General features: G+C 33.3%; 15 protein-coding genes, 1 CRISPR repeat array and 1 riboswitch. Of the genes, 8 read left to right on the top strand and 7 right to left on the bottom strand.

Going from position 1 to position 21719, the window contains the following annotated elements:
* Nucleotides 1-6: 6 nt before the first annotated feature.
* Nucleotides 7-840, bottom strand: a complete 834-nt coding sequence (locus A9G36_RS07655) for a shikimate 5-dehydrogenase (RefSeq protein WP_065585594.1) — start codon at nucleotides 838-840, stop codon at nucleotides 7-9.
* 70 nt (nucleotides 841-910) lie between these two features.
* On the opposite strand from A9G36_RS07655, the gene A9G36_RS09925 reads away from it, so the two are divergent.
* Entirely contained in the window at nucleotides 911-1249 is a 339-nt protein-coding gene (locus A9G36_RS09925) for a nitrous oxide-stimulated promoter family protein (RefSeq protein WP_081295314.1), read from the top strand.
* Nucleotides 1250-1728: 479 nt separating this feature from the next.
* A CRISPR array of direct repeats spans nucleotides 1729-2185; the repeat unit is 29 nt; unit sequence CGGTTTATCCCTGTGTATACAGGGAACAC.
* A gap of 392 nt (nucleotides 2186-2577) precedes the next feature.
* On the opposite strand, the gene A9G36_RS07660 is transcribed toward A9G36_RS09925, so the two are convergent.
* The 4 genes from A9G36_RS07660 to A9G36_RS07675 form a co-directional block, all read right to left on the bottom strand.
* On the bottom strand, nucleotides 2578-3117 hold the full coding sequence (locus tag A9G36_RS07660) for a methylated-DNA--[protein]-cysteine S-methyltransferase (protein WP_065569604.1): 540 nt from the start codon (nucleotides 3115-3117) through the stop codon (nucleotides 2578-2580).
* A gap of 148 nt (nucleotides 3118-3265) precedes the next feature.
* Nucleotides 3266-4027 carry a histidine phosphatase family protein gene (locus A9G36_RS07665; protein ID WP_081295315.1) on the bottom strand — a complete coding sequence of 254 codons (762 nt, stop codon included), beginning with the start codon at nucleotides 4025-4027 and terminating at the stop codon, nucleotides 3266-3268.
* 409 nt (nucleotides 4028-4436) lie between these two features.
* Complete coding sequence (gene htpG / locus A9G36_RS07670) at nucleotides 4437-6311, bottom strand: molecular chaperone HtpG (RefSeq protein ID WP_065569605.1); 1875 nt, start codon at nucleotides 6309-6311, stop codon at nucleotides 4437-4439.
* Between the two features lie 289 nt (nucleotides 6312-6600).
* Nucleotides 6601-7962 carry a sodium-dependent transporter gene (locus tag A9G36_RS07675; RefSeq protein WP_218055778.1) on the bottom strand — a complete coding sequence of 454 codons (1362 nt, stop codon included), beginning with the start codon at nucleotides 7960-7962 and terminating at the stop codon, nucleotides 6601-6603.
* 318 nt (nucleotides 7963-8280) lie between these two features.
* On the opposite strand from A9G36_RS07675, the gene ubiG reads away from it, so the two are divergent.
* Nucleotides 8281-8985: a bifunctional 2-polyprenyl-6-hydroxyphenol methylase/3-demethylubiquinol 3-O-methyltransferase UbiG gene (gene ubiG, locus A9G36_RS07680; RefSeq protein ID WP_065585595.1), complete on the top strand. Its 705-nt coding sequence runs from the start codon at nucleotides 8281-8283 to the stop codon at nucleotides 8983-8985.
* Nucleotides 8986-9435: 450 nt separating this feature from the next.
* Nucleotides 9436-10902, top strand: coding sequence for an IMP dehydrogenase (gene guaB, locus A9G36_RS07685; protein ID WP_065569607.1), 1467 nt, complete (start codon nucleotides 9436-9438; stop codon nucleotides 10900-10902).
* Between the two features lie 173 nt (nucleotides 10903-11075).
* On the opposite strand, the gene A9G36_RS07690 is transcribed toward guaB, so the two are convergent.
* Both A9G36_RS07690 and argS read right to left on the bottom strand, forming a co-directional pair.
* The gene (locus tag A9G36_RS07690; protein ID WP_202807451.1) at nucleotides 11076-12092 is read right to left on the bottom strand and encodes an amidohydrolase family protein; all 1017 of its coding nucleotides are present in this window, start codon (nucleotides 12090-12092) and stop codon (nucleotides 11076-11078) included.
* A gap of 685 nt (nucleotides 12093-12777) precedes the next feature.
* Nucleotides 12778-14511: an arginine--tRNA ligase gene (gene argS / locus A9G36_RS07695; protein ID WP_065585596.1), complete on the bottom strand. Its 1734-nt coding sequence runs from the start codon at nucleotides 14509-14511 to the stop codon at nucleotides 12778-12780.
* Nucleotides 14512-15179: 668 nt separating this feature from the next.
* Nucleotides 15180-15287: riboswitch (TPP riboswitch) on the top strand.
* 39 nt (nucleotides 15288-15326) lie between these two features.
* Here argS and thiB point away from each other — a divergent pair.
* The 5 genes from thiB (at nucleotide 15327) to dinB (ending at nucleotide 21635) form a co-directional block, all read left to right on the top strand.
* A complete protein-coding gene (thiB, locus tag A9G36_RS07700) occupies nucleotides 15327-16322 on the top strand; it encodes a thiamine ABC transporter substrate binding subunit (protein WP_065585604.1) in 996 nt (331 codons plus the stop codon).
* Between the two features lie 16 nt (nucleotides 16323-16338).
* Complete coding sequence (gene thiP / locus A9G36_RS07705) at nucleotides 16339-17922, top strand: thiamine/thiamine pyrophosphate ABC transporter permease (RefSeq protein ID WP_065575999.1); 1584 nt, start codon at nucleotides 16339-16341, stop codon at nucleotides 17920-17922.
* A complete protein-coding gene (thiQ, locus tag A9G36_RS07710; RefSeq protein WP_065569610.1) occupies nucleotides 17909-18613 on the top strand; it encodes a thiamine ABC transporter ATP-binding protein ThiQ in 705 nt (234 codons plus the stop codon). The genes thiP and thiQ overlap by 14 nt, the downstream gene beginning before the upstream one ends.
* A 174-nt stretch (nucleotides 18614-18787) precedes the next feature.
* Complete coding sequence (gene cptA, locus A9G36_RS07715) at nucleotides 18788-20494, top strand: phosphoethanolamine transferase CptA (protein WP_065574146.1); 1707 nt, start codon at nucleotides 18788-18790, stop codon at nucleotides 20492-20494.
* Nucleotides 20495-20579: 85 nt separating this feature from the next.
* Nucleotides 20580-21635 (top strand): DNA polymerase IV, encoded by a 1056-nt coding sequence (gene dinB / locus A9G36_RS07720; protein ID WP_034946451.1) that lies wholly within the window; start codon nucleotides 20580-20582, stop codon nucleotides 21633-21635.
* Nucleotides 21636-21719: the final 84 nt, after the last annotated feature.

The raw sequence follows: 21719 nt of genomic DNA on the forward strand, positions 1-21719 counted from the left end.
ATAATATTATTCGACCAATCTGGCAAAATCACCGGCTTGCTTAACTAATTCCTTGCTTGGAGTAACACCTGTATATAATATAAACTGCTCTAATGCCTGTATAACAGCAACATCTGCACCTGATATAATCGTTTTATTTAAATTTTTTGCGTATTTAATCATAGGTGTTTCAACGGGCAGGGCAACTACATCAAAAACAATATTGGCATTATTTATCATTGTTTCAGGGAAAGCTAAATCATTAGCTTCTGCACCGCCAAGCATGCCAATTGGGGTTACATTAATGATTAATTTTGCTTGTTCTGGCAATACTTCTTGTTCATATTTTACCCATTTATACCCGTATCGTTTCGCTAAAACATTACCTTTTTGTTGATTGCGTGCTGCAATAATGCCATGTTTAAAACCTGCATCATAAAAAGCTCCAATGACTGCATTAGCCATTCCACCACTACCTTTTAATACAAATGGTGTAGTATTATCAATTTTATTTTCTGTAATAAGTTTTGCCACTGCAATATAATCGGTATTATAAGCTTTTAAATAATGATCAGTATTAACAATAGTATTCACTGATTGAATGGATTTTACGGAAGTATCTAATTCATCTATAAATTCGATGCATGCTTCTTTGTAAGGCATTGAAATAGCGCAACCGCGAATAGCTAATGCTTTAATACCGTAAATGGCATTTTTTAAATTGTTGGTTGTGAAAGCTTTATAAAGATAATTTAAATCAAGTTTTTCATATAAATAATTGTGAAAACGTGTACCAAAATTGCTTGGCCTAGCAGAAAGAGACATACAAACAATTGTATCTTTATTAATAATTCTTGCCATTTTAATAGTTCCTTGTGATCATATAGATAAGTTAAATTTTAACACTTTATTTTTTTACGTATATCAAATTATGGTTGCAAATAATACAGGTCCTAACATACAACGAGAAAAGCATACTATTAGTGTGATGATCTACCTATATTGTCATAAAAAACATCATACACTGTATAACCAGTTATGTGATGAATGTAATGAACTCTTACAATATGCAATGCAACGTTTAACATTGTGCCGTTTTGGTGAGGAAAAAACGACTTGTGAGCGTTGTCCAAAACACTGCTATAGAAAGGATTACAAACAAAACATAAAACAAGTTATGCGTTTTTCTGGACCTAGGATGATCATTCATCATCCCATTATGGCTATTAGGCATCTTTGTAAAAATCTGAGTAAAAATCATAGAAAATAATTAATTTATTGATCAAGGAGCATCCTTTTTTATTCATAACCATATTAACGTGTTCTCTATATACAGAAATAAACTCTAAACGGCATTAGTTAGCGTTGTTTTAAAATGGCAACCATTTGGTGCTGTAAGCTTTAAATTTTTCAGTACAGTTAGGATTTGAGGCGTTTTTATCTTTTGCGAAATACAATTAATTTTTTGGTAATGTCTGAGCAGAGAGTTTGGCGAACCTTCTTTACAATCTCGATGCAGATGCTAGAAACAAAGTGGTCGCATGGGAATTGCCTCTTCTATGCTCGTCCAGTTTTTCGAATCATTTGTGATTTTCCTAAACAAGGCATGAACATTATCAAATGTTCGTATTTGACAGGTTAACTTTAATTGTCAGCGCATTGTGTGATATTTAATTAATATAACCAATCAACAAAGAAGCTAGCACCTTAACCATTTGCTGACAATGGTATTGGAAAGCTGTGCAAAGCCGGTTTATCCCTGTGTATACAGGGAACTCAGGCATAGCGATTTGCGGAAAGTGTAAAAATTCGGTTTATCCCTGTGTATACAGGGAACACGGCTCTAGCCTCAATCCAATCATCTCTAGCGTCGGTTTATCCCTGTGTATACAGGGAACACAAGGCGAGCGTCATTATGAGGAAAATGTATAACGGTTTATCCCTGTGTATACAGGGAACACAGTGACAATTCCGTTTGAGTTTAAATAGTTTACGGTTTATCCCTGTGTATACAGGGAACACAAATAATGCGTTTTTAAACTTTGTCGCTAAAGCGGTTTATCCCTGTGTATACAGGGAACACTTGTATAGTTGTTGATACTACAACATACGCGGACGGTTTATCCCTGTGTATACAGGGAACACACATAACGCATTACAACCGACATCGGGAGGAGCGGTTTATCCCTGTGTATACAGGGAACACTCTAATCGTATCTATCTGTTTTATTTGCAGTTATAGTAGGTGATAAATTCTACCAGATTTTTTGAATTTTTAAAGATTTTTAACTTATTGATTTTTAATAAATAAAAAACAAGCTCAATTCAATTTATGCTATTCTACCAAAAATCACCAATTTTTAATTTAAATTCAATAGGATATTTAAATTTTATTGTATCTAAATAAAAAATTTTAATCAAAATATTTGTTTCAATTTGAAAATTAAGAAACTTTTTAATTTTAACGGTATAAATGCTAAAAATATTAATTAATCCGATCTGGCGATCATTTAATATTTATTATTCAATTAAAGCTAAAATATTCTAAAGTAGATATTTACTGTTTCTCTTTATAGTTTGCTGAATTATATTTTTGTTTTAAAGTGCTGTTCCTTTAGTTGGGCGATAAAATTTTTGAGTATCAATGCCTTCAATTTGTAGTAGCTTAATTTTTTTATCAATGCCTCCAGCATAGCCTGTTAAGTTGCCATTTGCACCAATTACACGGTGACAAGGAATAATTATTGATATAGGATTGCGACCGACCGCACCGCCCACAGCTTGGCTAGACATGGTCTTAACCTTATTTTGTTTGGCAATTTTTTTAGCTATATCACCATAGGTCGTAATTTCACCGTAAGGAATTTTGCATAAGATATCCCAAACTTGATAGCGAAAGGGGGTACCGATAGGTGCTAATGGGAGTTGTTTAATAGCAGGATTTTTGCCTGAAAAATAGTTATCAAACCATTTTTTAGTTTCATTAAAAATAGCTAAATTTGGTTTGTCTTCTAGTTGTTCATTTACCGTATCACCAAAATACTTTTGACCTTCAATCCATACGGCAATCAGCTTGTTATTTTGACCGGCGAGTGTGATTAAACCTAAAGGTGAAGAGTAACTAGTTGAATAAAACATATTATCTTTTAAATTTACGACTGAACATTTTTTGAAATTATGCTCTTTTATAACAAGAAATGCTAGAATTTTATGTAAATGCTAATGTTTTTATATCAGGTAAAATTTGGCTTACTGTTGTAAACCAAATAATACTTTTAGTTTTTGATTAATTAATTTTTTTACCTTTTTCCATATAACTCATATCCCCAAAACTTTCAATAATGAATTTTCCGTTGTTGGTATAGCGAATTTTTGTCACACTAGCATTACCTAATCCGCTAGTAATTGGTTTATCTTGTAGATCTTTTACCATAGCCATTATTGCAAGCCCGTGAGATACAATAAGTACATTTCCACCACCTTGTGCTTTTGCCGCTTCAGCAATGGTTTTTAATGAGTTTTGCATACGTGTTTTTATGGTTTTGTAATTTTCCGCTTCCCCTAATTTGTCAACTGCTGCTATAGCATTGAGCATCTTATCAAGGCTAATTTTCCCTTGCGAAAAATCAGCCATTAGCTCTTTATCTGATTGATAGCCTAGATATTGTGCCGCAGGTGTCCACATATTAGAATCAAGATCACCTTCAAATTGACCGAAATAAGCTTCGCGCAAGCCTTCCATTTCGTTCATTTGAACTGGATCACCTTTTGATTCTAAAACGATGCGAGCTGTTTGCCTTGCTCTACCTAAATCACTTGAATAAACTGACACAAATTTAACATCTTTTAAACCACGGCCTAGTTGCTCGGCATCATTGATGCCAGATTTAGTTAGTGGTGTATCGGACCAACCTTGAGCTCGATGAGCAATATTGAACATAGTTTGACCATGACGAACGACATAAAGATAAGTATCTTCTGCGAATGCATTGCATATGGTAAATAGCATGATAAATAGAAAACTTACTAATTTTATAGAATTAGACATAATTATTCCTCTTGTTTTATAACGAATAGTATTGGTTTAAATTGTTTTTGTATTTCTTTTTTGAATGCAATCAAGGATTCATACCAGTAGAAGCTTTTTTTATAACGATTTAATCGTGACTGTTCCATATTGATTTAGATCGATATAGATAAACCCATAACGTTTAGTAACTTCAGTTTTTATTCTTTAATGGCTATAAGGCTTGAATTGATTAAATCGACTTTATACTTTTTAAATCCAATTTCATATGTTTACTTATTGTAAACCACTATAAAAAATAAGAGGAATAAAAATAAAAAAATGTGATAAATATCACGCTATTTGAAAAAATATAGTGATTTTTTTACTAATATAAAAAAGCCCCGATAACGTTAATATTTCGGGGCTATGATTAGTGCCTATTACCTTGTTATTGAGCTAGTAATTTATTCATGGTTTGAATAAATTTGCTTGGATCGCTTAATGATCCTTTTTCAGCAAGTAAAGCCTGATCTAACAATAGTTCTATCCAATCGTTAAATGCGCTTTCATCTTGCGTATCGGCAATACGTTTGACCAGTTTATGATCTGGATTGATTTCAAATGTGTATTTGATTTCTGGTGCTTTTTGACCTGCTGCAGCAAATAATTTCGCCATTTGTGTGCTCATTTCGTCAGCAGCAGTAGTAACAATTGCCGGTGTATCAGTTAAACGGTGAGTTAATTTCACTTCTTTCACTTTATCGCCTAATGCGGTTTTTACTCGCTCAATAAATGGTTCGAGTTCTTTTTCAACTTGTTTTTGTTCTTCACTATCTTGATCGGCAAGTTTTTCGATCGATTCGTCTGATTTACTGATAGATTGGAACTGTTTGCCATCAAATTCCGTTAAATTGCTCATCATCCATTCATCAATGCGATCAGATAATAATAATACTTCAATTCCTTTTTTACGGAATAGCTCTAGGTGAGGGCTATTTTTAGCAGCCCCATAGCTGTCTGCGGTAATGTAGTAGATCTTTTCTTGACCTTCTTGCATACGGCTAATGTAATCTTCTAGAGATACTGTTTGTGCATCGCTATCGGTGTGAGTTGACGCAAAACGAATTAATTTAGCAATGGCTTCACGGTTTGCAAAGTCTTCACCAGTGCCTTCTTTTAATACTAAACCAAACTCATTCCAGAATTGTTGATATTGTTCTTTATCATCTTTAGCAAGTTTTTCAAGCATCTGTAACACACGTTTAGTACATGCATTACGTAAGTTTTGAGTAATTTTATTATCTTGTAAAATTTCACGCGATACATTTAATGGCAGATCATTTGAATCAATCAAGCCTTTTACAAAACGTAAATAGTTTGGCATAAACTGTTCAGCATCGTCCATAATAAAAACACGTTGTACATAAAGTTTTAATCCGTGTTTATTATCGCGATTCCACATATCCCATGGTGCTTTAGATGGGATATAAAGTAAGCTGGTGTACTCTTGTTTACCTTCAACGCGATTATGACTCCAACTTAATGGATCGGCAAAGTCGTGTGATAAATGTTTATAAAACTCTTTATATTCTTCGTCAGTGACTTCTGATTTACTGCGTGTCCAAAGTGCTTGTGCTTTGTTGATTTTTTCCCATTTGACTTCTTTGCTTTCTTCGTCAGTGGTTTGCACTTCAACAGGAAGTGAAATGTGATCAGAATATTTGCTGATAATAGAACGCAAACGCCAATCTTCTAAAAATTCTTTTTCTTCTTCTTTTAAGTGTAAAGTGATTTCGGTGCCGCGAGTTTCTTTATTATCGTCAGATATGGTGTATTCACCTTCACCCACTGATTCCCACATAACTGCTTGGTCAGCTTTTGCTGTGGCAGCACGAGTTCTGACTGTGACTTTATCAGCAACTATGAAGGCTGAATAAAAACCTACACCAAACTGACCAATTAATTGGCTATCTTTGGCTTGATCACTACCAATAGACTCTAAAAAAGCTTTGGTGCCTGATTTAGCAATAGTACCCAAGTTTTCAATCACTTCATCTCGGGTCATCCCAATACCATTGTCAGCAATGGTTAAGGTGCCAGCTTCTTTGTTGGTTGAAATACGTACACCTAGTTCACTATCGCCAGCATATAGATCTGGGTTTTCAAGCGCTTTAAAACGAAGTTTGTCGGCCGCATCAGATGCGTTTGAAATAAGTTCTCTTAAAAAAATCTCTTTATTAGAATATAAAGAATGGATCATTAAATGTAGAATTTGTTTAACTTCAGATTGAAATCCGCGAGTTTCAGTACCTTGCTTACTCATTGACTAGTCCCTCTAAATTTATATAAAATTCAATTAATTATGCTTTACTGATAAGAAATGTAACTCATAAATCATGTTTCAAAAACAAATGATAATGAAATAGAACATAATATTAATTGAATAACATGAATTTAATAGTTTGATTTATTGTTGTATTGCTATATGGGAATAAAAAGACAGTTTTCAATAGAGGTTAAAAAATTTAATTAGCTATTTGGTCGTTTTTTGTTTAAAAAAGCCCTGAAAAATTCAGAGCTTTTAAATTGAACATTAATTAACTTTTTAAGTGTTATAAAAATCCGTAAATAAGAATAGTAACCACTGCAACTGGAATAACAAAGCGTGTAAGTATGGACCATATTCCAAACCATGAAGAACTTAAGTTGAGCTCATTGCGAATATGTTTTTGATTCATCATCCACGCGCCAAAAATGATAGTGCCTAACCCAGTAACAGGTAACATAATTTTGCTGGTTAAATAGTCAAGTAAGTCGAAAATATTTTTATCAAATAATTTCACATCAGCCCATTGATTAAACGACAATATACAAGCAATTCCTAATGCCCAAATGATAATGCTGCTTACTACGGTTGCAGTTTTACGACCCATAGGTGTTCTTTCTTCTAATAGTTCAACTGTTGGCTCTAATAAAGAAATAGAAGAAGTTAACGCCGCAAATGTTAAGAAGATAAAGAATAATATGCCTAAAACTAAACCGCCAGTCATGTTACCAAAAGCAATTGGTAGCGTAACAAAAATTAGACCAGGACCTGCTCCAGCTTGTAAGCCATTAGCAAATACTAATGGGAAAATAGCTAACCCAGAAAGTACTGCAACAACTACATCTAATATAACTACAGTTCGAGCCGTTGATAATAAGTTGACGTCTTGTCCGAGATACGAGCCGTATGCCATCATGATTCCCATGCCTAAGGATAAACTAAAAAATGCATGACCTAATGCGGCTAAAATAGCTGTGCTATTTAAGGCTAACCAATTTGGTGAAAATAAGAATTTACATGCTACCCAAAAATATGGACCACTTGCATAAGCTGCGTAACCAACTAAAACAAGTAGTAAGATTCCTAATCCAGGCATCATGATTTTACACCCGCGTTCTAAGCCAGCGCCAACACCCAATGCAACAATAAATGCAGTTGCAAACATAAATACGGTGTGCCATGTTAATAGACTATTCACATTACTAAGAAAATCAGTGAATATTTGGTCTGTTTTTTCGCCAGTAACTCCTTCAAATGAACCTTTTGCAGCTAAAGCAATGTAATCAGTTGCCCAACCACCAATTACACTATAAAAAGATAAGATTAGAAATGAACCAAGTACGCCGATAATGCCAACCCAACGCCATGACTTAGAACGACCTTCTGAAACAGCGACATCTTCCATTGTGTGAATTGGGTTTTTTTGTCCACGACGACCGATTAACCATTCTAACACTAAAATAGGTAGTCCTATCATAAACATGAAAAGTAAATAAGTGAGCACAAATGCAGAGCCACCCATTTCACCAGCCATATAGGGAAATTTCCAAATGTTACCTAATCCAACAGCAGAGCCGGCTGCTGCAAGCATGAATCCCATGCGGGAGCTCCACTGTGAATGACTTTTTTTCATAGTTCCTGTACTCATGAATTTTCCTTTGATTTCTTCAATTATTGTTTCATTTTAATTTAGGCAAACGCCTAACCATGACTTTATTAAAATCTTTCAGCGTTGTAAATCATGCCATGAAATAATGAGTGAAACAAGAAATCATTAAAATTATTAATATAAATAATTAATTTAAAGATAAAATTATAACAAGATTTGATAAACAAATTGGCTTTGCCATTATATTATTACTTGAATTATTAGTTCTGCAAATATGTTATTTAGTCCTTTTATTAATAATAGGTATAGCATAAAATGTTTCTTTATTAAGAATATTTATAAATAAAAAGAGAGTCCATGTCACAAAATGTCGATATTAATGAGATAGATAAGTTTTCTCAATTAGCTTCTGAATGGTGGGATCCTAATGGCAAATGTAAGCCATTACACATTATTAACCCATTACGCGTTGATTATGTTAAACAACAATGTGCTTCTATTGAGAATCAATTGGTTTTAGATGTTGGTTGTGGTGGGGGGATTTTATCGGAAAGTTTAGCTAAGTTAGGAGCTAAAGTTACAGCTATCGATTTGGCTGATGTGTCATTAGACGTTGCAAGATCACATGCTAAGTTGGGTGGTCTATCAATTGATTATAAAAAGCAGACTGTTGAAGAACACGCCAAGCAATACCCAGCGCACTATGATGTAATTACCTGTATGGAACTATTAGAACATGTACCAGACCCTCTTTCGATTATTCGGGCATGTGCTAAATTACTTAAGCCTAATGGTAAATTGTTTTTATCAACAATTAATCGCAATCACAAAGCCAAGCTACTGTTAATTTATGGCGCAGAATATATTGCTCGGCTTGTACCTAAAGGTACACATGATTTTAACCGATTTATTAGACCTTCTGAGCTTATGACTTGGGTAGAGCAAGCCGGGCTTAGTACTGGCGATGTGATTGGTATGGAATACCATTTATTAAAAAACCAGTTTAAATTAGGTGCCAATATTGATGTAAATTATATTCTTATGGCTCAAAAAATGGATTGATTTTAAAAATGTGATTTTACTTCTAATGATGCGATGAGCGAATAAGTGATGCCACTTATGTTTATGCCTTTAAAATTTTCTCTATCATTAATATTATAGTTAACACTTTTTTTAAATTAGTAATCTAATACAGGTTGTATCTATAGCGCAATAAAAAGTACTTAACCAAAATGAGGTGTATTTGACATTGTGATCATAGATTACAATGTATTTTTGACTAATTTGGGTTATAAAAAATACGAAGGTATAAATTTATTTAGGTTGAAAAGTATACAGTTTATCGGTAAATCATTTATGTAAAATATTATAAAACCAAATTCTATTTTTCTAACAAAATAAAAAACTATCAACCTAAAATAAAATAAAATGCTTCTAGCCTTTTACTAGAAAAGCAAGTAGAATGCATCGGCAATATTTTATCAACAATTTAACTCAATGGTGAATATTGTCATGTCTCGTATAGTTAAAGAAGCCCTCACGTTTGATGATGTTTTATTAGTTCCAGCTCACTCTACTGTTTTGCCCAATACCGCTGATATTAGTACCCAACTTACTCAAACAATCAAATTAAATATTCCAATGCTGTCTGCCGCAATGGATACGGTAACTGAATCAGATCTTGCTATTGCGCTTGCGCAAGAAGGAGGTATTGGTTTTATTCATAAAAATATGTCGATAGAACATCAAGCAAATCATGTAAGGCGTGTTAAAAAGTACGAAAGTGGGATAGTTCAAGATCCTGTATCTGTATTACCTACTGCCACAATAAAACAAGTTATTGATTTAGCTAAGGAGCATGGTTTTGCCGGTTTTCCTGTGGTTACTCAAACACAAGAATTAGTCGGAATTATTACTGCTCGAGATGTTCGATTCGCTACAGATTTATCACTACCAGTTACTGCGGTGATGACGCCTAAAGAGCGGTTAGTAACCGTTAAAGAAGGTGAAAAACGAGATATTGTACTACAAAAAATGCACGAACACCGTGTCGAAAAAGCATTGGTAGTCGATTCAAAATTCCATTTAAAAGGAATGATAACCGTTAAAGATTATAATAAAGCCGAACAAAAACCAAATGCTTGTAAAGATGAAAAAGGACGGTTGCGTGTTGGTGCTGCAGTTGGTGCGGGTGCAGGTAATGAAGAACGTATTGCTGCTTTAATTGAGGCCGGGATAGATGTTTTGTTGATTGATTCATCACACGGGCATTCAGAAGGAGTATTACAGCGTATTCGCCAGGCAAGACAAGCTTATCCTGATTTACAAATTATCGGTGGCAATGTAGCGACTGCAGAAGGTGCAAAAGCGCTTATTGATGCTGGAGTTAACGCGGTTAAAGTTGGTATTGGTCCTGGCTCTATCTGTACAACGCGTATTGTGACAGGTGTAGGGGTGCCACAAATTAGTGCGATTATGGATGCCGTTGAAATAGCTCAAAGATATAATATTCCAGTTATTGCTGATGGTGGAGTTCGTTTTTCAGGTGATATTGCAAAAGCAATTGCTGCAGGGGCTTCCTGTGTAATGGTTGGCTCAATGTTTGCAGGAACCGAAGAAGCACCAGGTGAAATTGAATTATTCCAAGGTCGTGCTTATAAGTCTTATCGTGGTATGGGCTCATTAGGTGCTATGGCAAAAGGCTCTTCTGATCGTTATTTCCAATCTGATAATGCTGCGGATAAATTAGTGCCAGAAGGAATTGAAGGGCGTATTGCTTATAAAGGATTATTAAAAGAGATTATTCATCAACAAATGGGTGGTTTACGTTCATGTATGGGGTTAACCGGTTGTTCAACGATTGAAGAATTACGTACTAAATCTAAGTTTTATCGCATTACTGGCGCAGGAATGAAAGAAAGCCATGTTCATGATGTGCTTATTACTAAAGAGCCACCTAATTATCGTGCTGGTTCTTAATAGTATGCTGTTCTCTACTATAGTGATATAAGAACCAAAGTAAATTAGTTGATTATACTTATTTAAAATCCCAACAAATGCAGCCGATACTGCTCAGTTGGGTTTTTTTGTTATGTGTATTAGTTTAACCTTATAATGTCTATAACATTTAGGGGTAACTCTTTTATTTACAATTAATCTATACCAAGTACCAAACGGCCATTTTTAGTAGCAACCTTAACGACATTATCAAGATCGGTATAACGGCATCCTGTTACTAGCAATTTAAGTTCTTCCCACATATTACCCGTTGAAAATGGTAACATATAATCACTAACATTATCCGTGCCAATAGCAACAGGAATACCAGCAGCAGCCAGTTCATCAACAGGGGTTAATGAGTTACGAGTAGGGCCTTGTTCTTCACGGCGAGGGCTATCTATCCATGCAAAAGGACAAGCAATAACCATCATTTTAGCTTCTTTCATTTTTTTATAAAGCCTTTGACGGTATTCTAAACTGTGGGCTGTGATTGAAATACTATGAATAGCTACTACATGTCCTTGCATACCATGTTCTAGAGTTTTATCAGTTAGTTGCTCGGTTTCGATTTCATCTTGAGAATTAAATTGATCAACATGAACATGAACCATTTTGCCTAATGATTTACCCGTTTGCATTAATACATCAAGGTGCTTAAGCCCCATTCCTTCACCATGATCACGTTCATCTCGACGTGGTAAACCGCCAATAATATCAACTAAATCGGCGCCTTTATCGAACCAATAACGAGCTTCTTTATCGATAACACCTTTAAGTGTTTGATTAATTAGTTTTATGGTTATGTCATTTTTATAGGTTTCACGTGCACGGAGTGCTCCTCTGATTGCACGTTCTTCGGTGATTGGATCAATATCAACAAACGATCCCATAGCACTTACGCCTTGCTCAATCATACGTTCAACTGCCATACTAAAATGACGATAGTAATCATTTTCGCTCATCGTTGCTTTGACTTTATCGAGCGTATCCCATTTTTCAATTAAAGTCTGTTTTTGATAGACATCAAAACTATCAACCGAAATAGTAAAAGCACGATCTGCATGCATATGTGCATTAATCCAACCGCCGTTTTGCTTAATTTTATGCATTAAATAGGCTTTTAAACTTTGGTCTTTTGTCGTTAATAGCATGTTTTTATGTTCAATCATAATCTGCCTCTATAATTCAATCATTCTAAATGAAGTTGCTAAAATCGAGCGCAATAGGTAAAAAAAATCCTCCAAAAAGGAGGATTAAATGTAACATTAATAATTTTATTGATTAAACTTGTAAAGCTGTAATCATTCATTGTGCTTATACCTAGGCGATCAAAAATTGAAGAAATTCTAACCAAAATATTTTTAATAGCAAGAGCTATAATCTATAAAATATATAAATAAATGATATAGTTAAAGTATTATTTTTTAGACTAATTATGATAGGAATAGTATTTTATGATCATTATCATTGGTATAAGAAAGGTTTTTTATAGTTAACTTACTGTTTAATATGAATAATAAATTGTAAAAAAATCGAGACATTTTAAATTTCCTTGGTATTTGAATGCCTAATTAAATAATAGATATGAATAATAACGTAGGATATTTAAATAAGAAATTACCGATTTATTTTAACACTGATTATTGTTTGGGAAATAGCACGTTAAAAAGTGAGTGATTCAAATAACGGGGGAATGCGGTTATAACTAAATGCTTATAATTGTTATGAATATAAGTATTAACGGTATTAATTTGTTTTAATGACGATTTATCAACAAATTCATGTTAATCTTTGAACAAATTAAGTCGTTCGTACTACAATTCACCAATGCAGTAGCATTGGTGAATTATTCAACTACATTTTGTCAACTGTTTTGATGCCCAACATATCAAGACCAATTTTAAGTGTTTTAGCCGTCAACGAAGCTAATTTTAAGCGACTTTGTTTCAAGCTCTCATTTTCTGCCGCCAAAATAGGGCAGTTTTCATAAAAACTTGAAAATAGCGTCGCAATTTCATAAAGATAAGCACAAAGCACATGCGGTGTACCTTCATTTGCCACGATTGAAATAGTTTCATCAAATTGAATTAAACGAGTTGCTAAAGCACGCTCTTTATCAGATTCTAAACTAATATTAGCCGTTAAGCTATCTTCGGAAATATTGGACTTTTTAAAAATTGATAACACACGAGTATAAGCATATTGCAAATAAGGAGCAGTATTGCCTTCAAATGACAACATATTATCCCAATCAAAAACATAATCAGTAGTCCGATTTTTAGAAAGATCAGCATATTTAACTGCACCAATAGCTACCGCATCGACAATTTTTGCAAGCTCACTTTCAGAAAGATCAGGATTTTTGCTACGAATTAAAGTTGTTGCTCGCTCACACGCTTCATCTAGCAAATCATTTAATTTAACAGTATCGCCTGAACGGGTTTTAAACGGCTTACCATCTTTACCTAACATCATACCAAACATATGGTGTTCAAGCTTTAATGATTCAGGTACATACTTAGCTTTGTGAACAATAGTCCAAACTTGCTCTAAATGTTGATGTTGGCGGGAATCAATATAATAAAGAATACGATCGGCATGTAACGTTTCGTAACGATATTTAGCACAAGCAATATCGGTTGTTGCATAAAGGTAGCCACCATCACGTTTTTGGATGATAACACCCATCGGTTCGCCTTCTTTGTTTTTATACTCATCAAGAAAAACAACAATCGCCCCTTCACTTTCAACCGCAAGCCCTTTCTGTTTTAAATCGGCAACAATACTAGGTAGCATGCTGTTATAAATGCTTTCACCCATGGTGTCTTCAAGCGATAACGTAACATTTAAACGTTTATAAGTGGCAATATTTTGCGTCATGGTAATATCAACTAGCTTATGCCACATATCACGACAATATTCATCGCCACCTTGTAATTTCACTACATAATTACGAGCTTTTTCGGCAAACACTTCGTCTTCGTCATAATGTTTTTTAGCGGCGCGATAGAATGACTCTAAATCTGAAAGCTCCATATCATTGGCATGTTCATTTTGCATCTTTTCAAGATACGCAATTAACATACCAAATTGAGTTCCCCAATCACCAACATGATTAGCACGAATAACATTATGACCTAAAAAAGATAAAACACGAACGCTAGCATCACCAATAATAGTTGAACGCAAGTGTCCAACATGCATCTCTTTGGCGACATTAGGCGCCGAATAATCAACCACAATAGTTTGCGGTTTGGCGGGTAAAGTAATATTAAGCTTATCACTACTTAAAGCAACTTCATTTTGCTCAGCAATCCAGCTATTTTTCAAAAAGATATTAATAAAACCTGGACCTGCAATTTCAACTTTTTCAGCGATATCATCAACATCAAGATGCTGTAAAACCGTCTGAGCAAGTTCGCGAGGAGGGATTCCCATTTTTTTAGCAACAGACATAATGCCATTAGCTTGATAATCGCCAAATTGAACTTTAGTAGATTGTTTAATTAATGCGTCGCTGTTCTTGTCTGCACCTGCCATGATCATAGCTTGCAAAACACGTTGTGTTAGTAATTGTTGAATATTCACACTAAACCTAATTAATCATCATTAAATGCTAAATATAATACCGACAAAGTAATGAATTGTCACTTATCGGATTAAGCGCTTTTCTTTCGTTTAACTAGGGTTTGCCAATATTTTTCATGTTTTTTCACTAAAAGTGATTTTGTGGAATTTACAAATTCTTTCAATTTGTTTTCTTGAAATGTAGTGGAAGTATTAATAATTATTGTCGGTAATGACGTTGTATTATGTGATCGAGTAATTCACTTCCTGGTATAGTTTTAGGATCTAGAATGTTAATAGTTACCTTTTGAGAAAAGGGGAAATTCATATAGATTTTCGGTTTGTTCAACGAATTGAACAAATAATTTTTATTGTTAGAGTTTAGTATTGGTAAAGTAATAAGGATACCTGCACTGATCATTAATTGCTTTAAATTTAAGATAAAATCCTTGGGGGGTTATAAGCATATGGATAGAAGCTATTTACCTACATTATCATTATATGTGCTTCTGAATTTGATAGGGCTCAGGTTTATAGCGATTAATTATCATTTATATATTTTCTGCTGTTATATGATTTTTGTAAGTAATATTTTTATTTATTCTTCGTTGATAGGTTTTCCTTTATACTAACTTTTTTATATTTGCATCAACTATTTACAATTCTTCTTGGAAACACTAAACTAATCGATGTTCTCAACGGGGTGCCTAAATGGCTGAGAATGTCCTTTATATCGACATAACCCGCCGAACCTGAACTGGATTATACCAGCGGAGGGATTTGAGTTATTATGTCTGCTCAAACCTTTTGTCTTTTATTTGGCTTCTGGAGGCAAAATGCTTTGTAAGAATCTTTTGTTTTTTATGCTATTTGGGGCATTTTTTCTTGTTAATCCTGTATTTGCAAAGCCGATTTTAACCATTTATAGCTACGGTTCATTTATGTCAGAATGGGGACCAGGTGAAGCTATAAAAAAAGGTTTCGAAACGCAGTGCGAATGCCAACTAAATATTGTCACATTGGGTGACGGTGTATCAATTTTAAATCGTATTCGTCTTGAAGGAAATAATACCAAAGCTGATGTAGTTTTAGGTTTAGATAATAATTTGTTAGAACAAGCAAAGCTTGCTAATATTGTTATTCCTCATCAAATTAAAAGACCTGATAATATTAATACAGATTGGTGGGATATTGATTTTATCCCTTATAATTTTGGTTATTTTGCTTTCATTTATAACAAAGAAAAAATTAACAATCCTCCACATAGTTTTCATGACCTAGTATATAATAAAGCCAATTGGAAAATCATTTATCAAGATCCAAGGACTAGTACGCCTGGATTAGGATTACTATTTTGGGTGAAATATATATATGGTGATAAGGCAGTTACTGTTTGGGAAAAAATTGCTAAAAATACAGTAACGGTAACGAAAGGTTGGAGTGAGGCTTATGGCCTGTTTTTAAAAGGGGAAGCAGATTTTGTGCTAAGCTATAGTACTTCACCAGTTGCACATATTATAAATGATAATGATGATCATTATGAAGCTGCTATTTTTGATGAAGGACATTATCGTCAAGTTGAAGTTGCCGGGATCGTCAAATATACTCAGAAAACGGAACTTGCACGTCGTTTTTTACAATATTTATTAACACCAGAAGTTCAGCGCCAATTTGCCGAAAAAAATGTTATGTATCCGATAATAAATACACAGCTACCTGAAGCTTTTCAACAAATCCAATCAGTGAATAAAGTTCTTGAGTTTGATTCAAAACGAGTTGAACAAAATCAAAAAATGTGGATACGTGAATGGCAATCAGCTATTAGCAACTAGTAAGCAATTAAAAAGAATGTTGAAATTTAAAACATTGCTGCCTGGTATTAGTTCGGCAAGTATAATTTTAATTGTATTAGGTGCGGCATTATTTGCACTTTGTCAAGCGGCTATTGAGTCGAATGATTTTAATATTTATTTCGATAGTTATTTATTGCATGTAATTGGGATAACGGTATTTCAAGCGGTATTATCTACTATATTGTCAATCCTATTAGCTCTATTAATGGCAAAAGCATTATCAATGGTTGATTTCTTTTGTAAGCACCTATTATTGCGTTTAATGCCTATCACTTTTATATTGCCTTCGTTAGTAGTTGTAACTGGTCTTTTGTCAATTTATGGTCAACAGGGGTTATTAGCCTCTATTTTAAAATATTTTGGTATATCATTTTCTGGGTGGTCAATTTATGGGTTAAAAGGAATTTTGCTAGCTCATGTATTTCTTAATTTTCCGTATGCTTGTCGTTTGTTTTATCAAACATTAAGCCTTGTTCCTGTTGAACATAAGCGATTGGCTGCGCAATTGAATTTTTCAAGTATTACCTATTTTAAATTGATTGAATGGCCTTTATTGCGATGTCAATTATTTCCTATGGCTGCATTAATTTTTATGCTGTGTTTCTCTAGTTTTGCTATAGTGCTTGCGCTGGGTGGAGGGCCTAAATATACCACTATTGAAGTGGCAATTTATCAATCTATTCGAGAATTTGAACTGCTACAAGCTGTTTTATTTGCCGGTATACAGCTAATATGCTGTATCAGTTTTTTATGGCTGACCCAGAAAATACTTCATAAAAATAAAGATAATCAAAATGTAACTATTGATTTTAATAAGCAAAATTATCATTTATCGGTTTCTAATTATTTAAAGTTTTTTAGTGCTGTCATCATTTTAGTTGGTGGATTATTTATTTTTTTACCATTAATAAATATAGTTATTGAAGGAAGCCGTTTTTTTGACTTATCACTATTAAATACGGCTTTTAAACAAGCTACCTTATTTTCGCTTTTAATTGCCTTAGGTGCTGCTATGATCGCTATAGTGCTTGCTTTATTAATTTTATGGACTAATAGCAGATTGATCATTAATCATCAGATTAAATGGAGTAATCAGTTAATGCTTGTTGGATCATTAATTTTAGCTATTCCTAGTATGGTATTATCTTCAGGATTGTTTTTATTGCTATTTAAATATGCAGATAACCGTGTATTTATTTGTATATTAATGATGTTATGTAATGCCTTAATGGCATTGCCTTTTGTATTAAAAAACCTTGCAATACCTATGTATGAGGTCACATTGCGTTATTGGCAATTGAGCCAATCTCTTAATATTAATGGTTTTAGGCATTTTTATATCGTCGAATATAAGGCATTAAAAAAAATCATTATTATGAGTTTCGCCTTTTCAGGTATTTTGTCATTAGGTGATTTTGGTATTATTGCATTATTTGGAGGGCAGTCAGTAACTACTCTACCTTACTATTTATATGAACAAATCTCCCATTATCATTATCATGAAAGTATGGTTACAGCTGCAGTATTATTAACTTTATCGTTTAGTTTATTAATTGTGATGGATTATGATCGAACTTAATCAAGTTAATTATCATTATGATGATTTTAAAATAGATTTTGATGTAAAAATTACTACAAAAGAGCGAGTTGTAGTGGTTGGACCAAGTGGCTCAGGCAAAACGACTTTATTAAATTTAATTGCAGGATTCTTATTACCTAATTCAGGTAAAGTAATATTAAATCATCAAGATTTTACCAAAATTTTACCCAATAAAAGACCTGTTTCGATGCTATTTCAACATAATAATTTATTTAGCCACTTAACGGTTAAACAAAATGTTGGTTTAGGTATAAAGCCATCATTAAAATTAAGCACATCTGAAAAAAAGCAAGTTAATGATATTTTAGCGAATGTTGGTTTAGATAATTTAGGGGATCGTTATCCTGATAAACTTTCTGGTGGACAATATCAACGTGTTGCGCTTGCCCGTTGCCTAATTCAACATCGTCCTATTTTATTATTAGATGAACCTTTTTCTGCTCTTGATCAAGCTTTACGTTTTGAAATGCTAGCATTGGTCGATAAAATTTGTGATGAGTTTGGATTAACATTAATGATGGTGTCACATTATCTTGATGACACTTTGAATTACTTTTCACGTTGTTTAGTAGTAAATAAAGGGAATACTATTTTTAATGGTCCACCTAAACAGTTAAATCAACCAGAAAATAGCCTCACAGCGAAAATATTAGGGTTAAATGTTGACTAACTCATAAAATTTAACATTCATCGAGATTATTCTTTAATATAAAAAGTGATCATTTAATGATTAGAGATATTTTGAAAAAATATTTTATCATTTAATCAGTTCTTTTTAAGGTTTTATTAATCTATAGATAGTATACTAGAGCGACCTACAAATAATTATTACTAATCATAATTTATGAAAAATCAAAAGGAAAACTTGATATTTAGTTGGTCGACTCTTATTTTTGTTATTTTATTTTTTACTTATTTTTCTTGTGCATTACAATTATATATTTTCTTTTCTGGGCATTCTAATGCGATAGGGCTGCGCGATTCAATTATCTATAGTTTAATTTGGCTTATTCCTGTTTTCATTTTTCCTAAATATACGAAAAAAATTGCAACTGTTTATGGATTAGTTGTTGGTGGATTATCACTGATTCCCGTTGGTTATTTTACTATTTATAGGCAAGAGTTTTCACAGAGTGTTTTATTTGTTATGGCTGAATCAAACTTCAGTGAGTCACATGAATTTATTCAGCAATATTTAAATGTCCAATTAATTTTAGTATTAATTATTTATGTATCCATCGGTATATATCTATGGAAAAAAGTAGAGCCGATTTATGTTAAAAATACGACAAAATGGCTAATATCTTCATTTATTGCTATTTATGCGTTAATGCCGTTAGTCATTAGTGTAGTTGTCAAAAATTCATCTTTTGAAAAAGCTGGTGCTCATTTATTAACACGTATGGAAACAACAGTTCCATGGCAACTGATTTGCAGTTATTGGGCTTATCGCTCGCAGTTGAATAATATGGAGCATATTTTAGAGCATTTAGAATCATTACCGCCATTGGAAAATCTGAAAGATAAAAATGGTAATACTCCAAGGACGTTAGTTTTGGTCATAGGTGAATCAACAACTCGCAATAGAATGGGGCTTTATGGTTATGGGAGAAATACTACCCCAAAAATAGAACAATTTAAAAAAGAAAATCCTAATTTAGTTGTATTTAATGATGTAGTTTCATCAAGACCTTATACGATTGAAATTTTACAACAAGCCCTAACCTTTGCTGATGAGCAGCACCCTGATTTATATCTTAAGACTCCTTCATTGATTCATCTAATGAAACAAGCAGGATACAAAACCTTTTGGATTACTAATCAACAAACTATAACTGAACGTAATACAATGTTGACTATGTTTTCTAAACAAACCGACAAACAGTATTATATGAATAACGACCGTAATCAAAGTTCAAGACAATATGATCAGTCTGTATTTGAGCCATTTAAAGAAGTATTAGCTGATCCAGCTGAAAAGAAATTTATTGTTATACATCTTCTTGGTACTCATATGAAGTATGAATTCCGTTATCCTAAAAATGGTGAGCATAACCGTTTTAAAGGTAAAACAAGCATACCGTTTAATATTGATGAAAGTAAACTACCTGTTTACAATAGTTATGATAATGCGGTAAGTTACAATGATTACGTTACAACTACATTATTTAATTTATTTAAGAATAGTAAAGAAAATGGCTTTATATTGTATTTTTCTGATCATGGTGAAGATGTTTATGAAACACCGCCACATGACGTTTTAGGTCGTAATGAAAAATCACCCACTAGAACGATGTATACAGTTCCTTTTATGCTTTGGGAATCGCCACAATGGATTGCAACCCACCCAAATAATTATCAAGACTATGTTAATCGGAAATTTAGTACTCAAGATTTGATTCATACATGGTCTGATTTAGCCGGATTAAGTTATAACTTATTCATACCTCAAAAAAGTTTAGTTAATCCTAATTTCTATGAATCCATACGCTGGATAGGTGATCCATATGATAAAAAAGGTTTAATCGATTTTGATAAATTAGAGAAGTAGCTAATACCCAGTTTACATACATATTTGAAATATGATATTGTATATATATACAGTTGTTTTTTTTAAAGTGCAATGAAAACAGGTTATGCGAAAAATTATTCATGTTGATATGGATTGTTTCTATGCTGCTGTTGAAATGAGAGATAATCCCCAGTATCGTAATATGCCTATTGCGGTAGGTGGGGATCCTCGTAAGCGTGGTGTGGTTGCTACCGCCAATTATTTAGCTCGTCAATATGGAGTTCATAGTGCGATGTCAATGTCACAAGCGCTAAAGCTATGTCCTAATCTTAAAGTAATACCGGGGCGGCATGCTGTTTACAAAGAAGTTTCGAATCAAATCCACCAAATATTTAAACGTTATACCAATGCAATTGAAGCGTTGTCTCTTGATGAAGCTTATCTGGATGTGACAGAATGTAAACTTTGCTATGGTTCAGCAACGCTTATTGCTCAAGATATTCGTCAAACTATTTTTAATGAATTGGAATTAACCGCATCGGCAGGCGCAGCACCACTTAAATTTTTGGCAAAAATTGCGTCCGATATGAATAAACCTAATGGCCAATATGTTATTCCACCAGAAGAAGTTGATACATTTATTGAACAATTGCCACTAAAAAAAATTCCTGGTGTAGGTAAAGTTACTGAAAAAAAATTAGCAGAATTAGGGTTATTTACATGTAGAGATGTTGTTAAGTATGATTTAACTAAATTACTCAATCAATTTGGTAAGTTTGGTCGTGTATTGTACGAGAGATGTCAAGGTATTGATGAACGTGAAGTCTGTAATGATAGGCAACGTAAATCAGTTGGGGTAGAGCGGACCTTAACGAATGACATTCATCGTTGGGAAGAGTGTTTATTGCAGTTCGAACCATTATTTGAAGAGCTTGAAAAACGGTTAAGTAAAGTGCGTGCGGATTTGTCTATAGCTAGGCAAGGTGTCAAATTTAAGTTTGATGATTTTCAGCTTACTACGCAAGAACATATTTGGGCTAAGCTTGATAAGCAAGATTTAATCGATCAGGCTTACAAAGTTTGGCATGAAAGGCGTAATGAAAGGGGTGTGCGGTTAATTGGCTTTCATGTTACTTTAATCGATCCTCAGCTAGATAAGCAATTGATATTTAACTTTTAGTTTTATATAACTACATGAAAAATATTTATTAATTACCTTTTATCAATAGTTATTTTATTATATTTAAATTTAAGGAAGGTGCTA

This window comes from Gilliamella sp. Choc6-1 (assembly GCF_001690385.1).
Taxonomy (GTDB): domain Bacteria; phylum Pseudomonadota; class Gammaproteobacteria; order Enterobacterales; family Orbaceae; genus Gilliamella; species Gilliamella apicola_A.